Origin of the sequence: Acidovorax sp. GBBC 1281 (genome assembly GCF_028473645.1) — a bacterium.
GTDB lineage: Bacteria > Pseudomonadota > Gammaproteobacteria > Burkholderiales > Burkholderiaceae_C > Paracidovorax.
In genome coordinates this window covers 82,498-99,652 of record NZ_CP097269.1, presented here as the reverse complement: position 1 = coordinate 99,652, position 17,155 = coordinate 82,498, and the positions used below count along the sequence as shown (strand labels likewise).

The following is a 17,155-nucleotide window of genomic DNA, read 5'->3' as shown; positions in this document are numbered from 1 at the left end:
GACAGACGCCCATGATGCTGACCCCCGCGGCACCCGCCCTCGGCGCCGACCACCCTGCGCCCCACTCGCCAAGCCCATCGCCGGCCCCGCAGCCCACCCCGCCCCTCGCCCCCTCGCTGCCTTCCAGCGCCCCGGCCGCCGGCGCCGCCGCGCTGACGGCCGCCCTGCTGGCCGCCTGCGGCGGCGGTGGGGGTGGCAGCGAAGACAGCGGCACCAGCCCGCCGCCCCCCGCGGGCACCCCCGCCCCCAGCCCGGCGCCCTCGGGCGGCGGCACGGGGGCCGTGAACGCCCCAGCCACCGACGAGGAGGCCGCGCGGTTTCTGCTGCAGGCGCAGTTCTCGGCCACCGACGAATCCATCGCCGAGGTGCGCGCCCGGGGCTATGCCGCCTGGCTGGCCGACCAGTTCGCCCAGCCCATCGGCACCACGGGCACCGACTGGCTCACCCAGCGCGGCTACGGCGTGGCCAATGCCGACACGCGCCTGTACAACGCGGCCTACCCCGCCGACTTCATGCTGTGGAACCAGCTGTTCACCGCGGGCGATGCGGTGCGCAAGCGCGTGGCGCTGGCCCTGTCGGAGATCATGGTGGTCTCGGTCAACGGCCTGGACCAGACCTGGAACGCCTTCCTGGCCGCCGGCTACTGGGACGTGCTCAACACGCACGCGCTCGGCAACTTCCGCGCGCTGCTGGAGGCCGTGACGCTGAACCCGGCCATGGGCGTGTACCTGAACACGCGCGGCAACCAGAAGGAAGACGCCCGCACCGGCCGTCAGCCCGACGAGAACTACGCCCGCGAGGTCATGCAGCTGTTCACGCTGGGCCTGTACCAGCTCAATGCCGACGGCACCGAGCAGCGCGACGGCAGCGGCAACCGGCTGGAGAGCTATACCGCCGCCGACGTGAGCAACCTGGCGCGCGTGTTCACCGGCTACGACTACGACCGCAGCCAGAACCAGCCCACCACCGTGGGCACCAGCACCGTGCCCAGCCCGCAGCAGGCCCGGCTGCCGATGGTGCTCACCGCCAGCCGGCATTCCACGCTGGCCGCCACGTTCCTGGGCACCACCGTCGGGGCCGGCACGCCTGGCGAGGCGGCGCTCAAGACGGCGCTGGACACCCTCTTCAACCACCCCAACGTCGGTCCCTTCATCGGCCGCCAGCTCATCCAGCGCCTGGTGACCAGCAACCCCAGCCCCGCCTACGTGGCGCGCGTGGCGGCGGCGTTCGCCAACAACGGCAGCGGCACCCGGGGCGACCTGCGCGCGGTGGTGGCCGCCGTGCTGCTCGATACCGAAGCGCGCAGCGCCACGGGGCTGGCGAATCCGCAGTTCGGCCGCCTGCGCGAGCCCATGGTGCGCTTCGTGCAATGGGGCCGCACCTTCGGGCTGCGCTCCGCACAGGGCAGCTGGAAGATCGGCGACCTGAGCGACCCCGCCACGCGCCTGGGGCAAAGCCCGATGCGCGCGGGGTCGGTGTTCAACTTCTTTCGGCCCGGCTACGTGCCGCCCTCCACCGCCATGGCCGCCAACGGCCAGGTCGCGCCGGAGTTCCAGATCGTCAACGAAACCAGCGTGAGCGGCTACCTGAACTTCATGCAGAACGCCATCCGCAACGGCATCTTCGTGAACGCGCCCGACCTGCCGCAAAACGCCAGCAACGCGAGCAACGGCTTCGACATCGCCTGCACCTATGCCAACCTGCTGCCGCTGGTGGCCGACGCCACGGCCCTGGTGCGCAAGGCGGCGCTACTGCTGTCGGCCGGCCAGGTGTCAGCCGCCACGCAGGGCCGCATCGCCGCCGCGCTGAACACCACGCCCGTCACGGCGAGCAGCACCACCGCCGTGCAGCTCAACCGCGTCGCCGCGGCCGTGCTGCTGGTGATGGCCAGCCCCGAATACCTCGTGCAGAAGTGACCGCCCCTGCCCCACGGACACGCCCACGGAACACGCCCATGCCCACGAACCCGTCCACCCCCTTCATCGACCCGGCCCGCCACACGCGCCGCGCCTTCCTGCGGCGCTCGGCCCAGTTGGCCGCCACCGGCACCGCGCTGCCGTTCGCCCTCAACCTCGCCGCGCTGGGCGAGGCCGCGGCGTTCGAAGCCAACGACTACAAGGCGCTGGTGTGCGTCTTCCTGTACGGCGGCAACGACTACGCCAACACCGTCGTGCCCTACGACAGCGCGCGCTACGCCCAGTACGCCACCATCCGCGGCGGCGGCGCGGACGGTGCCGCGGGCGGCATCGCGCTCGGGCGCAGTGCGCTGGGCGGCACCGTGCTGCAGCCGGCCAGCGCCCTCGCGGGCGGCCTGCAGTACGCGCTGCACCCCGCCATGACCGGCATGGCCGGCCTCTTCAACAGCGGGCGCGCGGCGGTGCAGCTCAACGTGGGCCCGCTGGTGGTGCCACTTACTCGGGCGCAGTACGCCAGTGCCGACCGCCGCACCTACCCGCTGCCCCCGAAGCTCTTTTCGCACAACGACCAGCAGTCGGTGTGGCAAGCGCAGGGCGCCGAAGGCTCCACCGTGGGTTGGGGCGGCAACCTGGGCGACCTCGCCCTGTCGGCCAACACCAATTCGCTGTTCACCTGCATCTCGGCCAGCGGCAACGCGGTGTTCCTCTCGGGCGACCAGGCGCTGCAGTACCAGATCAGCACCAGCGGCGCCGTGCCCATCAACGGGGTCAAGAACAACGTCTATGGATCGAGCGCCGTGCGCGGCGTGCTGAGCGAGCTGGTGCAGGCCGCCAGCGCCCACGCGATGGAGGCCGAATACGCGCGCGTGACGCAGCGCTCCATCGGCTCGGAAGGGCAGATCTCCGCTGCGCTCGCGGGCGCGGGCGTGTCCACCGCGTTCCCGACGGGCAACCCCCTGGCCGACCAGCTCAAGGTGGTGGCACGGCTGATCGCGGCGCGCGGCGCGCTGGGCACGCGGCGGCAGGTGTTCTTCGTGTCGATGGGCGGGTTCGACCTGCACGACAACCTGGTCTCGGGCCAGGCCGTGCTGATGGACCGCGTGAGCAGCGCCATGACCGCTTTCTACAACGCCACCGTGGAGCTGGGCGTGGCCGACAAGGTGACCGCCTTCACCGCATCGGACTTCGGGCGCACGCTCACCTCGAACGGCGACGGCTCCGACCACGGCTGGGGCAGCCACCACTTCGTGGTCGGCGGCGCCGTGCGCGGCGCGGCCTTCTACGGCACGCCGCCGCCCATCAGCGTGGGCAACGGCAGCGGCAGCGAAGACCAGTGGCACGTGGGCCAGGGCCGCCTGCTGCCCAGCACCGCCGTGGACCAGTACGCGGCCACGATGGCGCGGTGGTTCGGGGTGGCGAATACGGAGATGGCGGGGGTGTTGCCACGCATCGCCAACTTCGGCGGAACGCAATATCCAGTCGATCTCGGCTTCATGGGTTGATCATCCTTGAGCAGGGGGGATGCCTGCGCAGGCACGAAGGCCACTTCCAGTTCGGCTCGTTGGATGTTTTTTCGTCCGCACGCGATGCGCCTGCAGGTAAAAAACCTAGATTCTGGAAAATTCTTTTCAGGACGCTTTCATCATGTTCAAAGGTATCTTCAAGGGCGGAGGCTCTTCGTCTTCCGGTAGCTGGAATGCTTTGTCGTCAGGCCATCAAGCCGATACCGTCGAAGTGCATCAAAACGTCGCCAGTGGGGCACTGGGCCTGCCTGATGGCTATGCACACCGTACGGTATCCGTTCCATCCGAGGTCTTCGAGAATCTCAAGGCCGCAGGTCGAGCCAACCGAACAACGAGAGCAGTGCTTCATGCTGGCGCCTCCAACCAGGCATCGGACATTCGCGCCAGCGAGGGCGAAAGCTGGGCCCGCGATGCGATATCACGCAGGGACACTAGTGTCCTGTCCCGTTAATTCGCCCGCATAGTCTGGCGAGTTTTTCGAGGATGGAGTCTGCTGTAGCTGTCCAAGTAAACGGCTGGCAGGACTGGTTGTAATTCGCGATGAATGTGTCGATCTTGTTGATCAGATCCTTCACGCTGGTGAACGAGCCACGGCGGATTGCCCGCGTGGTGATGATCGAGAAGAAGCGCTCGACCTGATTGAGCCAGCTTGAATAGGTCGGAACGAAGTGCATGTGCCAGCGAGGCCGCTCGGCCAACCAAGCGCGCACCTTTGGATGCTTGTGGCTGGCGTAGTTATCAGCTATGCAGTGCACATCCAGTTCGTCGGGCACTGCCTTGTCGATGGCGCGCAGGAAGGCAAGGAACTCTTGATGACGATGCCGGGGCCGGCACTGCGCGATCACTTGGCCATTCATCACGTTCAGGGCCGCGAACAAGGTGGTGGTGCCGTGGCGCACGTAGTCGTGCGTGACACCTTCGACATAGCCAAACCCCATTGGCAGCATCGGCTGCGTACGCTCCAAAGCTTGGCATTGGCTCTTCTCGTCCACGCACAGCACCAGCGCGTTGTCAGGTGGGTTCAGGTACAGCCCCACAACGTCGCGCAGCTTCTCGATGAACAGCGGATCGGTCGACAGCTTGAAGCTGTCGGCCCGGTGCGGCTTGAGGTTGAAGGTCTGCAGATAGCGCGCCACCGTGCTCTTGCTGATGCCCGTATCGGCGGCCAGCGTGCGGGTGCTCCAGTGGGTACCCCCATCAGCAGGCTTGGTGTGCAACGTCTTGGTAATCAACTCAGCAACACGCTCGTCATCTACCGTGCGGGGGCGACCCGGGCGCAACTCGTCGTAAAGCCCTGCAATGCGATGGCGCGCATAGCGCCCGCGCCACTTGGTGACAGTGCTACGACTGATCCCCAGAGCCTGCGCAACCGCGGTGCTGGCTTTATCTGTGCCTTCGCAAGTCAGCACGATGCGCGCCCTGAGCGACAACGCCGCTGGCAGCGAACGTGATCGCGCCATGGACGTCAGTTCCGCGCGCTCCACTTCACTAAGCGCAATTTCTGTTCGGGTCGTTGCATTGGGCATGGCGGCACCTCAAGGATGGCCCGAAACCATGCAGCTATCGTGCCTGCGAATTAACGGGACAGGACACTAGCCACATCGTCAACGAGCCTCGCGCTTTCAGCGCCGCGTTGTACGCCTTCCAGTTCGTCGTGCGGTACTTGCTCCGCTGCCTGTTCTTCGTCTCTGTCACGCAGTCAGTCTACGGGCATCAGCATCGCGATTTGTGCAACAAAGCCAGCCGCTGGACCGCATCGACGGCCCGCTTAAGACCAGCGGGCAGGCGCGATACGCCTACGAGCAGCACGACGTCGTGGCGCGCAGGCGTATGGCTACATCGTGGGATCGTCCATCGCCAAGGGGCGGATCGCCTCGATGGACCTGTCCGCCGCGCGCGCCGCGCCGGGCGTTCTGACCATCGTCAATGCCCAGAACGCCGGCAAGCTCGGCAAGGGCAAGATGAACGTCGCCCGCCTGCTGGGCGGCAGCGGCATCGAGCACTACCACCAGGCCGTCGCGCTGGTCGTGGCCGAGACCTTCGAGCAGGCCCGCGCCGCGGCGCATCTGCTGAAGATCGATTACGTCAGCACGCCTGGCGCGTTCGACCTGGCGGCCGAGCGCGGTTCTGCCACCGTGCCCAAGTCCTCCAAGCCCGAGAGCGCGTTCGGCAACTTCGCCGGCCGCTATCCCGAGGCCCCGGTGCGGCTGGATGTCACCTACACCACGCCCGACCACACCCACGCGATGATGGAGCCCTTCGCCTCGCTGGCGGCCTGGGAGGGCGACCACCTCACGGTGTGGCTGTCCAACCAGATGATCGCCTGGACCGCGGGCGACCTGGCCAAGACGCTGGGCCTGGCGCCGGACAAGGTGCGGCTGGTGTCGCCCTACATCGGCGGCGGCTTCGGCGGCAAGCTCTTCCTGCGGGCCGACACCGTGCTGGCCGCGCTGGGCGCGCGCGCGGCAGGCCGGCCGGTCAAGGTGGCGATGCAGCGCCCGCTCATGGCCAACAACGGCACGCACCGGCCCGCGACCATCCAGCGCATCCGCATCGGCGCGGGCCAGGACGGGCGCATCACCGCCATCGGCCATGAAAGCTGGTCCGGCAACCTGCCCGGCGGCGATCCCGAGGACGCCATCGCGCAGACACGGTTGCTGTATGCCGGCGCTCACCGCTACACGGCGCTGCGCATCTCGCAGCTGGACCTGCCCGAGGGCAATGCCATGCGCGCGCCCGGCGAGGCGCCCGGGCTGATGGCGCTGGAGATCGCCATGGACGAAATGGCCGAACGGCTCGGCATCGACCCCATCGAATTCCGCGTCCTCAACGACACCCAGACCGACCCTGAAAAGCCGGGCCGCAAGTTCTCGCAGCGCCAGCTGGTCGAATGCCTGCGCCTGGGCGCGGAGCGCTTCGGCTGGAGCCAGCGCAGCGCGGCACCGGGCCAGCGGCGCGAGGGCCGGTGGCTGGTGGGCATGGGCGTGGCCGCGGGTTTTCGCAACAACCTGCTGATGAAATCGGCCGCGCGCGTGCGCCTGGACCGCACGGGGCGCGTGACCGTGGAAAGCGACATGACCGACATCGGCACCGGCAGCTACACCATCATGGGCCAGACGGCCGCCGAGGTGATGGGCGTCGCGCTCCAGCAGGTGGACGTGCGCCTGGGCGATTCCGCCTTTCCGGCCTCGGCCGGCTCGGGCGGGCAGTGGGGCGCCAACAACGCGACGGCCGGCGTGTACGCGGCCTGCATGAAGCTGCGCGAGACGATCGCGCGCAAGCTCGGCGTGGCGCCGGCCGATGCCGTGTTCGCCGATGGCATGGTGCGCGCTGCGGGGCGTTCGGTGCCCCTGGGCGAGGCGGCGGGCGAGGCCGGCCTGGTGGCCGAGGACGCCATCGAATACGGCGACCTCGACAAGCAGTACCAGCAGTCCACCTTCGCCGGGCATTTCGTCGAGGTGGGCGTGGCGGTGGACACGGGCGAAGTGCGGGTGCGCCGCATGCTGGCCGTGTGCGCGGCGGGCCGCATCCTCAACCCCAAGACCGCCCGCAGCCAGGTCATCGGCGCGATGACCATGGGCGTGGGCTCGGCGCTCATGGAAGAGCTGGCCGTGGACAAGCGCCGGGGCTTCTTCGTCAACCACGACCTGGCCGGCTATGAAGTGCCGGTGCATGCCGACATTCCGCACCAGGAGGTCATCTTCCTGCCGGAGACCGACCCCATCTCCTCGCCCATGAAAGCCAAGGGCGTGGGCGAACTGGGCCTTTGCGGCGTCGGCGCCGCCGTGGCCAACGCGGTCTACAACGCCACGGGTGCGCGGGTGCGCGACTACCCCATCACCCTGGACAAGCTGCTGCCGCACCTGCCGCACCTGCCCGCCCAGGCCTGACGCCGGAGGGAACGCGCCGTGGACAACCTCGATTTCCGGGTGCTGCACACCCTGCTCGACTGGCGCCGCGCGGGGGTGCACGGCTGGCTCGTCACCGTGGTGCGGACGTGGGGCTCGTCGCCCCGGCCCGTGGGCTCCATCCTCGCGCTGTCGGACCGCGGCGCGGTCGTGGGCTCCGTCAGTGGCGGCTGCATCGAGGACGACCTGATCGCACGGTGCTGCACGCCCGGCCGGGACGACGCCCTGCCCCGGGACCCGGCGAAGCCGGTGCTCCTGAAGTACGGGGTATCCGCCGACGAGGCGCACCGATTCGGACTGCCCTGCGGCGGCACGCTGGAGCTGCTGGTGGAACGCGATCCGGCACTCGACTCGCTGCAGGCCCTGGTCGAGTCGCTGGCCGAGGGCTGCCTGGTGCGCCGCAGCGTGCGGCTCTCCGATGGGGCGGTCACCCTGTCCGAGGCCCGCGGCGCGCAGGCCTTCCATGCGGATGCGCAGACGGTGGCCAGCACCTTCGGCCCGCAGTTCCGCATGCTGCTGATCGGCGCGGGGCAATTGGCCGAATACCTGGCAACCATGGCCGGCTTCAACGGCTTCGCGGTGACGGTGTGCGACCCGCGGGCGGAGTACCGCGGTGCGTGGTCGGTGCCCGGCGCCGCTCTGGCCGACGGCATGCCCGACGACGTGGTGCTGGCCTTCCGGCCCGACCGGCGCAGCGCCGTGATCGCGCTGACGCACGACCCCAAGCTGGACGACCTTGCCCTGCTGGAGGCGCTGAAGACCGATGCGTTCTATGTCGGCGCCATCGGCAGCCGGCGCAACAATGCAGCGCGGCGCCAGCGGCTGGCCGAGCACTTCGACCTGGACGCACCGGCGCTGGCGCGGTTGAAGGGGCCCATCGGCCTGTTCATCGGCAGCAAGACGCCGGCGGAGATCGCCGTGAGCGTCATGGCCGAGGTGCTAAGTGTCCGCAACGGGGTGGCGATCCCGCCGCAGATGCAGGTGGCGCCGGCCAAGGCCTTGCTCGCAGGGTGAGGCGGCGGCCGCCCGAGGGCGCCGCCGTGTCCCACCGTGCGCGGGCTCACTGGCTGTCCGCTGCCTGCTGTTTGCGGACTTCCGCCGGGAATGCCTCGCTCTGGCGAAGGCGCAGGTACTCCTGCTGGGCCGCGTCGTAGGCCTGCGTCTCCAGGCCGTACGAACGCGACAGCCCTTCGTACCGGTCGGCGCCCGCGCGGCGCCACAGGGCGAGGTCGGCGATCACCTCGGCACGGGACAGCGTGGGCTGTTGCTGCGGCGTCGCGGTGCGCTCCTGTGCCTGGGCGGGCATCGCGAAGGCACTCGCCAGCGCCAGTGCCGCGGCCACCGTGGCCCGAAGGCGTACCGGGGCGGGGGGCGAAGCAGGCAATGGGGTCTTGATCGACAGCGAGGAATTCAAGGTGAAATAGGGCATTGGGATGGTTTCCATGGGTGGACTGGCAGAGGTCCGCATGTTAGTATCGATTTAATAGTTATTCAATACCGAAACGATATGAACGCTGAAAAATCGGGCGACAGCCCCTGCCCCATCGCGCGCAGCCTGCAGGTTCTGGGCGATGCCTGGACCATGCTGATCCTTCGGGATGCGCATGCCGGCCTCACGCGCTTCGATCAGTTCAAGAAGAGCCTCGGGATCGCGCCCACCATGCTGACCAAGCGGCTGGCCGCCATGACCGAGGAAAAGCTGCTCGAAAAGCGCCAGTACTCCGAACGCCCGCCGCGCGAGGAATACGTCCTGACCCAGGCGGGGCGCGACTACCTGCCGGTGCTTTTCATGATCGGCGCGTGGGGGCGAAAGCACCGGGGCACCGGCCCGCTGGTGCGCTTTCAGGACGCCGAGCGGGGGACCGACATCCAGCCCATCGCGATCGATGCGGTGACGGGCGCGGAGATCGGAACGCGCGCCATCAAGCTGGTGAATCCGGAGTGACGGTGGCTGCGCGCTGCAGCGGCTCACACCCCTGACAGCCGGCACGCCACGCCGAGCAATCCGCAGAGCGCCAGCACCGGAATCACACCCCATCGGAGCCGGAACAGGGCCACCGCGGCCAGCACGCCGATGGCGGCCGACGCGGCGTCGAAGCGGCCTCCCAGGCCCTGTGGCCACAGCACGTGATAGGCGAAGAACACCGCCAGGTTGGCGATCACGCCGACCACGGCGGCGGTGATGCCGGTCAGCGGCGCGGTGAACTTCAGGTTGCCGTGGGTGGACTCGATGAACGGACCGCCCAGCAGGATGAATACGAACGAGGGCAGGAAGGTGAAGAACGCCACTGCGGTGGCGGCCACGGCGCCTGCCAGGAACAGCGATCCGGGCCCGAAGAGGGCATGGGTCCATCCCCCGACGAAGGCCACGAACGACACCACCATGATGAGCGGCCCGGGCGTGGTCTCGCCCAGCGCCAGACCGTCGATCATCTGCGTGGCGCTCAGCCAGTGGTGGTGGTCGACCGCGCCCTGGTAGACGTAGGGGAGCACGGCGTAGGCGCCACCGAAGGTCATCAGCGCGGCCTTGGTGAAGAACCACCCCATCTGGGTCAGCACCCCATGCCATCCGAACAGCGCCCAGAGCCCTCCCAGCGCCAGGACCCACAGCCCCCCGCCCACCAGCAGCACCTTGGTAAACCGCGTCCACGAAAACAAGGCGTGGGGCGGCGCGGGCGTGTCGTCGTCGATCAGCGCTCGCCCGGCCGATTCCGCTGCCGCGCCATGGGCGCCGCCGGCGGAAAACGCCTGTGGCGACACCCGGCCGCCCACATGGCCAGCACACGCCGCGAGCAGCACGATCGCGGGAAACGGCACCTGCAGCGCGAAGATGGCCCCGAACGCGGCCACCGCGATGCCCCACAGCCAGCGGTTCTTCAGCGTTCTGCCACCGATCCGCCAGGCGGCCTGCACCACCAGCGCCGTGACGGCCGGCTTGATGCCGTAGAACACCCCGGCGATCACCGGCATGTCCCCATGCGCCATGTAGAGCCAGGACAGCCCGATGAGGAGGCACAGCGACGGCAGCACGAACAGCGTGCCGGCGAGGATGCCGCCCCAGGTCCGGTGCAGCAGCCAGCCGAGGTAGGTGGCCAGCTGCTGGGCCTCGGGCCCGGGCAGCAGCATGCAGTAGTTCAGGGCGTGGAGAAAGCGCTTTTCCGAGATCCACCGGCGGCGCTCCACCAGTTCCGCATGCATGAGGGCGATCTGCCCGGCCGGGCCGCCGAAGCTGATGAAGCCGAGCTTCAGCCAGAAAAGCAGGGCCACGGAGAGTGGCAGCGGGTGGGGGCGTGCCGATGCGGCGTCGTCGGGCAAGGCGGTGTCCATGATCGATTCCATGAGAGCTGCCAGCACTTGGACGGGACACCGTCTACCCGGGGCGGGACGGGAGGCTGTGTTCCCGGTGCGCGGATCATAGGGCCGCCGCCGTGGCCGTGGAAGGGCCCGGACGGATCACGGCGCGCGCATGAGCCCGCCGTCCACCCGCAGGCTCTGCCCCGTGATGTAGGCCGCCCCGTCGGAGGCCAGGAAGGCGACCGTGGCGGCGACTTCCTCCACGGTGCCGTAGCGCTGCAGCGGCACGGCGGTGCGCCGCTCTTCCCACACGGGCAGGCTGTCGATCCAGCCGGGCAGCACGTTGTTCATCCGCACGTTTTCGGCTGAGAAGCTGTCGACGAAGATGCGCGTGAACGAGGCCAGCCCGGCGCGCATGACGGACGACGCCGGGAACAGCGCGCTGGGCTCCAGTGCCCAGGCCGAGGAGATGTTGACGATTGTCCCGCCGCCCTGCCTTTGCATGAGGGGCGCCACCAGGCGGGTGGGCCGGATCACGTTCAGCAGGTAGGTGTTCATGCCCTCGAGCCACTGTTCGTCGGACAGGTCCAGCAATGGCGCCCGAGGCCCATGGCCGGCGCTGTTGACCAGCACGTCGATGCGGCCCCAGCGCCTGTGGGCCAGGTCCACCAGCTGCCCGATGTCCTCCACCGACTGGTTGGAGCCGGTGACCCCCACGCCCCCCAGCGCCTCGGCGAGCGCCTGCCCTTTCCCGGAGGAGGAAAGGATGCCGATGCGAAAGCCATCGGCGGCCAGCCGGCGTGCGGCCGCCGCCCCCATGCCACTGCCGCCGGCGGTGATGAGCGCCACTTTTTCTACTGCCATTTGTCGGTCCTTGCGTGCCGCCAGTGGCACCTGGAGATTGTTCGACACCTCAGGCGTTTCGGGGGCATGGAGCCTGGCAGATCGCCTGTCTCGAATCAGTAGAAAATCTGCACCCATGACGGAACCCCTCGGGCGCATGCCCTCGCTCAATGCCCTGCGTGCCTTCGAGGCCACGAGCCGCCACCTCAACTTCCGGCTGGCCGGGCTGGAACTGGGGGTGACGCAAGGCGCCGTGGCGCAGCAGGTGCGGGCCCTGGAGGCGGAACTGGGCCTGAAGCTCTTCGAGCGCCTGCCCCGCGCGCTGGCGCTCACGTCCAACGGCCAGCGCTACATCGTCGGCGTGCGGCGGGCCTTCGAACTGTTGGTCCAGGCCACGGAGAGCCTGGTCCCCCAGCCCCTGCGACTGACCGTGAGCGTGACGCCCACCTTCGCCACCAAATGGCTCATCCCGCGGCTCGACGGCTACACGCGCCGGCACCCAGGCGTCGATCTGCGCATCCTGGCCACGGAGCGGCTGGCGCACTTCCACAACGAAGCGGTGGACCTGGCCGTGCGCTATGGCCGGCTCCCGTTCGGTCCCGGGTTGTCCGCCGATCTGCTGTTCGAGGAATGCCTGGTCGCCGTCTGCAGCCCGCGGTGGCGAGAACCGAGCGCGCAGGCCGGGCGGGCCGGCGATGGCATCGCGCAGGTGCTGCTGCACGATGCGCAGTCGCCATGGGAGACCTACTTCGAGCAGTGCGCGCCGCAGGCCAGGGCGCCTGCGGCGCGCGCCCTGCATTTCAACCAGACCACGCTCGCCATCGATGCCGCCGCCATGGGGCAGGGCCTGGCGCTGGCCCAGCAGGAATTCGTGGCGTCCGATCTGGCGGCCGGGCGGCTGGTGCTGGCCTTTCCCGAGGCCCTGCGCACCGGCGCGGGCTACTACCTCGTGCACCCCCGCAAGCAGCGGCACCCCGAATCGGTCGCACAGGTGCGGCGCTGGCTGCTGGACGGCGCGGGCGGACCGCCGGCCGCCCCACCCTCGCTGCCGGGCTAACGTCCAGGTTTCGCCACTGGCGTCGGCCGCAGCACCAGCCACAGCGCCGCGGCGATCAGCCCGCCACCGGCCGCGTGCGCGGCGGTGGCGGCCTCGCCCAGCACCAGCCAGCCCCAGGCCACGCCGAACAGCGGCACCAGGAAGGTCACCGACAGCGCCTTGAGCGGCCCCACGTCGGCGATGAGCCGGAAATACAGCACATAGGCCAGGGCCGTGCACAGCAGCCCCATGGCGAGCATGGCGGCCCACACCACGGGCGGCGCGGCCATCCAGGTGGCGGGCAGGCCGGGCTGGCGCCACACCTCCCAGGCCGCGAACGGCGCCAGCACCAGCACGGCGCCCCACTGGCTGCCCACCGCCACCAGGCGGCTGTCGAGCCCGCCGCGCGCGGTGATCCAGCGGCGCGTGAGAAAGCCCGCCGCGCCGTAGCAGGCCGTGGCCACCAGGCAGGCGCCCATGCCTGCCAGCACCTGCGGTGACAGGGCCACGGGGCCCGTCTGCGCCAGCACGGCCACCCCGGCCATGCCCAGCAGCACGCCGGCCGTGCGCGCGGCGGTGATCCGCTCGCCGAAGGCCGCGGCGCCGATCAGCACGCCCATGAGCGGCGTGGTGGCGTTCAGGATGGCGCTGTAGCCCGCCGGCAGCGTGCGGGCCGCGAGCGCGAACATCAGGAACGGCACCCCCGAATTGACCACGCCCAGCACCAGCGCCGCGCCCAGCTTGCCGTGAAAGGCCGGCCGCAGCCGCGCGAACGCCAGCAACGCCATCAGCCCGGCCGCCGCCAGCGCCACGCGCCCGAAGGCCGTGGGCACCGCGCCCAGCACCGGCACGGCGATGCGCATGAACAGAAAACTGCCGCCCCACAGGGCGGCGAGGGCGAACAGGCGGATCAGGCTGGCGAGGGTCATGGGTGGCGCCGGCGGGGCGCGGACCCCGCCGAATCGGCAAAACGAAACGACGAAACCGAAGGCTTTCGCCAAGCCCTGGCGGGCCCGGGCCGCCCCCGGCGCTGGAGGCCCATTCTTCGAAATCCGGTGGGTTCCCGCAAACCATTTATGCTGCGCGACTGTTTATTTTGACTGAACGGTCATGCGCCTGCCTCCCCTCATCGCCGTGCGATTTTTCGAAGCCACTGCGCGCCATCTGAGCGTGCGCCGCGCCGCCGCCGAGCTGCACGTCACGCCGGGCGCGGTGTCGCAGCAGGTGCGCAAGCTGGAGGAGTTCCTGGGCTGCACGCTGTTCGAGCGCCTGCCGCGCGGCCTGGCGCTCACGCGGGCGGGTGCCGAATACCAGTCGGCCTGCAGCGATGCGCTTGCGGTCATCGGCCACGCCACCTCACGGGTGGCCGCCGGCGCACGGCGTGTGGTGCTGGTCAGCTGCACGCCTGGCTTCGCCGTGCAGTGGCTGGTGCCGCGCCTGCAGGACTTTCAGCAGCACGCAGCCGGCCTGGACGTGCACGTGAGCACCACCAACCGCACGGTCGATCTGGCCGGCGAGGGCGTGCATTTCGCGGTGCGCCACGGCATGGGAAAGTACCCGGGCCTGCGGGCGGAAGCGCTGCTGGCCGACGATCTCGTGCCTGTGTGCAGCCCCCGCCTCATCGCGCCGCGGCGCATCGCGCGCGCCCGCGACATCGACGGCCCCCGCCTGCTGCACGACGAACACCGGGGCGACTGGCGGCTGTGGTGCGAGGCGCACCGTATGCTTCGGATAAACACCGAACAGGGCGTGGTATTCGCTGATTCCAACGGCGCCATCGAAGCCGCCGTGGCCGGCCGGGGCTTCGCGCTGGTGCGCCGCGCGCTCATCGGGCGCGAGCTGGCCACGCGCGCCTTGATCGGCGTGCAGGCGGGTGCGCTGGCCACACCGCTGGCGTACCACCTGGTCTATGCGGCACCCGCGCTCATCGATCCGGAGCTGCGGCGTTTCCGCGACTGGATCGTCGCGCAGGCCGGGCAGGAGCGCGGCGGCGGCGCTTGAGTGATGTGGCCGGCGCCGGGCTTCACGCCCCCGGCAATGCCCGCACCATGTACACCGCGCCCTCGCCGTAGGTGGCCAGCCGTGCGCGCTGCGCAGCGTCCTGCAGCGGTGCGGGGGCGTAGCCGTGCCGTGCCCAGTAGCCCTGCGAGCCCTGCACCGAGACCAGCGCGCTGTGGCGCAGCCCTTCGCTGCGTGCCGTGGCCCAGGCCTCGGCCAGCAGCACCTGCGCCAGGCCCTGTCCCGCCAGCGCGGGCGCCACGGCCATGTCGTGCAGGTACAGCGTGTCGGGGGCCTCGGCGGCCTCGAAGTCGCCGTGCAGCGGCGTGACCTTGCCCCGCAGCGAGCGGTAGGCCGCGAGGTAGGCGCCCAGGTGGCCGTCCCGCTCCAGGGCCAGCGAGCACTGCGCCGGGCTCGCCAGGCGGCGCAGGAACACCGCATGGCTTTCCTCGAACCCCTCGCCATAGCAGGCGCGCTGCACCTGCAGCAGGCCGGGCAGATCGGCCGCAGCCAGCGGGCGCGCCCGGGGCGGTGCGGATGGCAGGGGGTGGGATCGGGCGTGGGCGGGCATGGCGTGGGTGGTGTGAAGGAGCGTTGCGAGGGGGCGGCACGGGGAACGGAGGCCACCATCCTACGGCCGGTGCCCGCCGGCCCGTGCAGGCGCATTTCTTGCACCCTTTCGTTGCCAATTTCCCGAAAACCGTCGCCATTTGGCCCATCCGTTCGCGGCCGGAGCGCCCTGATCGGATGCAGGTGAGAGAATTTCCACACCGCTGCCCTGCCGTACTGATGCCAGACCACCATGTCTTTAAGCCGATTCCTTCGCCTTTTCGGGGCCCTCGTGGTGTTGGCCACGATGCTGCTGGTCGGCCGCATCGCCACGACGGAGTACCAGTCGGTGCGCGCGTCGGCGGCCAGCGTGGAGGCCATCGACCAGCTGCGCGCGGGGCTGCTCGCCGCCGAGATGGTGTCGCGCGAGCGCGGCCCCACCAACGGGGCGCTGGGTGGCCCGTCGCCCCTGCCGCCGGAGCTGCAGCAGCCGCTGGCGCAGGCCCGCGCCCGCACCGACCGCGCCTTCGATGCGCTGCATGGGGTACTGGCAGCGCGCAATGGCGATCCCACGCTGGCCGACGGCGCGCGGCGCGTGCTCGCCGCCAAGATGGCGCTGGCCACGGCCCGTGCGGCGGTGGACCAGGTGGTGGCACAGCCGCGCGAGGCGCGGGCGCCGGAGTCGATCCGTTCGGCCGTCTACGGCATGGTGGCGATCGTGCCGCTGCTGGCCCCGGTCACGAGCAGCCTGGCCAATGCCGCTCGGCAGCACTACCCGGCCCTGGCCGATGACGTGCAGGTCGCGCGCCTCACGGCCGAACTGCGGGAGTTCGCGGGGCTGCTGGGTTCGCATTTCACGGCGGCGCTGGCGCGCCAGCAGCCGTTCACGGCCGAGGAGCGCCGGGCCATCGAGCAAACGCGCGGGCGCATCGCGCAGCTGCGCTTCCTGATCGAACTGCGGCTTTCGGTCCCCGAGCAGCCGCGCCCCATCGCCCAGGCGTGGCAGACGGTGCAGCAGCGCTACTTCCGGGACACCGGGCCGCTCATCGACCGCATGATCGCCGCCGGCGAAGGCAACGGCCGCTACGGGCTGGACGCCGCGGGCTTCGCGGCGCTCTACGTGCCCGACATGAACACCATCTTCGACGTGCGCGACACGCTGCTCAACCAGCTGCGCGAGCGCGCCAGCGCCGAATACACCCGGGCCGTGCGCATGCTCGGCCTGGTGGCTGCGGGCTCGGTGGTGCTGCTGGCAATGCTGCTGGTGGCGCTGTCGATGGTGGACCGCCGCGTCCTGCGCCCGCTGGTGCAGACCGCGCGGGCGCTGAAGGCGTTGGCCAACAACGACCTGGATGCGCCCCTGCCCCAGCCCGCCGCCAACGACGAGATGGCCGCGGTGATCCGCGCCGCGCGCGAGCTGCAGCTGCAGACCCGCCAGCGCGAGGCCCTGGAGCGCGAGCGCAACAGCCTGATCGCGCAGCTGCGCGAGCAATCCAACACCGACTTCCTCACCGGCCTGCCCAACCGGCGCGCCTTCTTCGACGCCGCGGAAAGCGTGCTCGCGCAGGCCCGGCGCCACGGCTTCGGCGTGGTCATCGTCATCCTGGACGTGGACCGCTTCAAGATGCTCAACGACCAGTGGGGCCATGCGGTGGGCGACCAGGCGCTCGTGTCGGTGGCGCGCGCGCTGCGGGCCGAACTGCGGCTGGGCGATCTGGTGGGCCGCTTCGGCGGCGAGGAGTTCGTGGTGCTGCTGAGCCACTGCGACCCCGCGCACGGCGTGCGGCTGGCCGAGCGCCTGCGCGAGGTGGTGGCGAACCTGCAGCTGCTGCTGCCAGCATCGCCCGAGCCGCTGCGCGTGACGGCGAGCTTCGGCGTGGCCGATTCCGGCCGCCACGGCCTGGTGCTGGACCAATTGCTGTCGGAGGCCGACGCGGCGATGTACCGCGCCAAGGAAACGGGCCGCAACCGCGTGGTGCTGGCCGAGCCCCGGGCGGACACGGGCGCCGGGGAGCTGGTCATCCTTTGACGTGCCCAGACGTTTGCTATTGAATTAATAGCGATACGCCCTAGTGGAATCTGTGCTGG

13 protein-coding genes and 2 pseudogenes are annotated in these 17,155 nt (G+C 70.1%); 8 read left to right on the top strand and 7 right to left on the bottom strand.

The window, feature by feature from the left end; genetic code table 11:
- Positions 1 to 11 precede the first annotated feature (11 nt).
- Positions 12 to 1,916 carry a DUF1800 domain-containing protein gene (locus M5C96_RS00455; protein WP_272566485.1) on the top strand — a complete coding sequence of 635 codons (1,905 nt, stop codon included), beginning with the start codon at positions 12 to 14 and terminating at the stop codon, positions 1,914 to 1,916.
- A gap of 38 nt (positions 1,917 to 1,954) precedes the next feature.
- Complete coding sequence (locus M5C96_RS00450; protein WP_272566484.1) at positions 1,955 to 3,418, top strand: DUF1501 domain-containing protein; 1,464 nt, start codon at positions 1,955 to 1,957, stop codon at positions 3,416 to 3,418.
- A 452-nt stretch (positions 3,419 to 3,870) separates the two neighbouring features.
- Here the strand turns inward: M5C96_RS00450 and M5C96_RS00445 are convergent, their stop codons facing one another.
- Both M5C96_RS00445 and M5C96_RS00440 read right to left on the bottom strand, forming a co-directional pair.
- The gene (locus M5C96_RS00445; RefSeq protein WP_272563777.1) at positions 3,871 to 4,965 is read right to left on the bottom strand and encodes an IS630 family transposase; all 1,095 of its coding nucleotides are present in this window, start codon (positions 4,963 to 4,965) and stop codon (positions 3,871 to 3,873) included.
- A 67-nt stretch (positions 4,966 to 5,032) separates the two neighbouring features.
- Positions 5,033 to 5,134 (bottom strand): annotated as a pseudogene (locus M5C96_RS00440) (IS5/IS1182 family transposase); the annotation flags it as partial.
- Between the two features lie 33 nt (positions 5,135 to 5,167).
- Between M5C96_RS00440 and paoC the strand changes: the two are divergent.
- Together paoC and M5C96_RS00430 are read left to right on the top strand one after the other, a co-directional pair.
- Positions 5,168 to 7,329, top strand: a pseudogene (gene paoC / locus M5C96_RS00435) (aldehyde oxidoreductase molybdenum-binding subunit PaoC).
- A gap of 18 nt (positions 7,330 to 7,347) precedes the next feature.
- On the top strand, positions 7,348 to 8,361 hold the full coding sequence (locus tag M5C96_RS00430) for an XdhC family protein (protein ID WP_272566483.1): 1,014 nt from the start codon (positions 7,348 to 7,350) through the stop codon (positions 8,359 to 8,361).
- Positions 8,362 to 8,407: 46 nt separating this feature from the next.
- Here the strand turns inward: M5C96_RS00430 and M5C96_RS00425 are convergent, their stop codons facing one another.
- Positions 8,408 to 8,791 carry a DUF4148 domain-containing protein gene (locus M5C96_RS00425; protein ID WP_272566481.1) on the bottom strand — a complete coding sequence of 128 codons (384 nt, stop codon included), beginning with the start codon at positions 8,789 to 8,791 and terminating at the stop codon, positions 8,408 to 8,410.
- A 63-nt stretch (positions 8,792 to 8,854) separates the two neighbouring features.
- On the opposite strand from M5C96_RS00425, the gene M5C96_RS00420 reads away from it, so the two are divergent.
- Positions 8,855 to 9,292 carry a winged helix-turn-helix transcriptional regulator gene (locus tag M5C96_RS00420; protein WP_272566480.1) on the top strand — a complete coding sequence of 146 codons (438 nt, stop codon included), beginning with the start codon at positions 8,855 to 8,857 and terminating at the stop codon, positions 9,290 to 9,292.
- A 23-nt stretch (positions 9,293 to 9,315) separates the two neighbouring features.
- Here M5C96_RS00420 and chrA read toward each other — a convergent pair whose 3' ends face one another.
- Both chrA and M5C96_RS00410 read right to left on the bottom strand, forming a co-directional pair.
- Positions 9,316 to 10,674 carry a chromate efflux transporter gene (chrA, locus tag M5C96_RS00415; RefSeq protein WP_272566478.1) on the bottom strand — a complete coding sequence of 453 codons (1,359 nt, stop codon included), beginning with the start codon at positions 10,672 to 10,674 and terminating at the stop codon, positions 9,316 to 9,318.
- Positions 10,675 to 10,800: 126 nt separating this feature from the next.
- The gene (locus tag M5C96_RS00410; RefSeq protein WP_272566477.1) at positions 10,801 to 11,505 is read right to left on the bottom strand and encodes an SDR family oxidoreductase; all 705 of its coding nucleotides are present in this window, start codon (positions 11,503 to 11,505) and stop codon (positions 10,801 to 10,803) included.
- A gap of 115 nt (positions 11,506 to 11,620) precedes the next feature.
- On the opposite strand from M5C96_RS00410, the gene M5C96_RS00405 reads away from it, so the two are divergent.
- Entirely contained in the window at positions 11,621 to 12,541 is a 921-nt protein-coding gene (locus M5C96_RS00405; protein ID WP_272566475.1) for a LysR substrate-binding domain-containing protein, read from the top strand.
- Here the strand turns inward: M5C96_RS00405 and M5C96_RS00400 are convergent.
- Positions 12,538 to 13,449, bottom strand: a complete 912-nt coding sequence (locus M5C96_RS00400; protein WP_272566473.1) for a DMT family transporter — start codon at positions 13,447 to 13,449, stop codon at positions 12,538 to 12,540. The genes M5C96_RS00405 and M5C96_RS00400 overlap by 4 nt on opposite strands.
- 181 nt (positions 13,450 to 13,630) lie before the next feature.
- Here M5C96_RS00400 and M5C96_RS00395 point away from each other — a divergent pair, with 181 nt between their 5' ends.
- Positions 13,631 to 14,521: a LysR substrate-binding domain-containing protein gene (locus M5C96_RS00395; protein ID WP_272566472.1), complete on the top strand. Its 891-nt coding sequence runs from the start codon at positions 13,631 to 13,633 to the stop codon at positions 14,519 to 14,521.
- 22 nt (positions 14,522 to 14,543) lie between these two features.
- Here M5C96_RS00395 and M5C96_RS00390 read toward each other — a convergent pair whose 3' ends face one another.
- Positions 14,544 to 15,089 carry a GNAT family N-acetyltransferase gene (locus M5C96_RS00390; protein WP_272566471.1) on the bottom strand — a complete coding sequence of 182 codons (546 nt, stop codon included), beginning with the start codon at positions 15,087 to 15,089 and terminating at the stop codon, positions 14,544 to 14,546.
- 231 nt (positions 15,090 to 15,320) lie between these two features.
- Between M5C96_RS00390 and M5C96_RS00385 the strand changes: the two genes are divergently transcribed.
- Positions 15,321 to 17,096 carry a diguanylate cyclase gene (locus M5C96_RS00385; RefSeq protein WP_272566470.1) on the top strand — a complete coding sequence of 592 codons (1,776 nt, stop codon included), beginning with the start codon at positions 15,321 to 15,323 and terminating at the stop codon, positions 17,094 to 17,096.
- Positions 17,097 to 17,155: the final 59 nt, after the last annotated feature.

Coding starts and splice junctions, on each gene's coding strand:
- M5C96_RS00455 (WP_272566485.1), top strand. CDS start 12: ATGATGCTGACCCCCGCGGCACCCGCCCTCGGCGCCGACCACCCTGCG.
- M5C96_RS00450 (WP_272566484.1), top strand. CDS start 1,955: ATGCCCACGAACCCGTCCACCCCCTTCATCGACCCGGCCCGCCACACG.
- M5C96_RS00445 (WP_272563777.1), bottom strand. CDS start 4,965: ATGCCCAATGCAACGACCCGAACAGAAATTGCGCTTAGTGAAGTGGAG.
- M5C96_RS00425 (WP_272566481.1), bottom strand. CDS start 8,791: ATGGAAACCATCCCAATGCCCTATTTCACCTTGAATTCCTCGCTGTCG.
- M5C96_RS00420 (WP_272566480.1), top strand. CDS start 8,855: ATGAACGCTGAAAAATCGGGCGACAGCCCCTGCCCCATCGCGCGCAGC.
- chrA (WP_272566478.1), bottom strand. CDS start 10,674: ATGGACACCGCCTTGCCCGACGACGCCGCATCGGCACGCCCCCACCCG.
- M5C96_RS00410 (WP_272566477.1), bottom strand. CDS start 11,505: ATGGCAGTAGAAAAAGTGGCGCTCATCACCGCCGGCGGCAGTGGCATG.
- M5C96_RS00405 (WP_272566475.1), top strand. CDS start 11,621: ATGACGGAACCCCTCGGGCGCATGCCCTCGCTCAATGCCCTGCGTGCC.
- M5C96_RS00400 (WP_272566473.1), bottom strand. CDS start 13,449: ATGACCCTCGCCAGCCTGATCCGCCTGTTCGCCCTCGCCGCCCTGTGG.
- M5C96_RS00395 (WP_272566472.1), top strand. CDS start 13,631: ATGCGCCTGCCTCCCCTCATCGCCGTGCGATTTTTCGAAGCCACTGCG.
- M5C96_RS00390 (WP_272566471.1), bottom strand. CDS start 15,089: ATGCCCGCCCACGCCCGATCCCACCCCCTGCCATCCGCACCGCCCCGG.
- M5C96_RS00385 (WP_272566470.1), top strand. CDS start 15,321: ATGTCTTTAAGCCGATTCCTTCGCCTTTTCGGGGCCCTCGTGGTGTTG.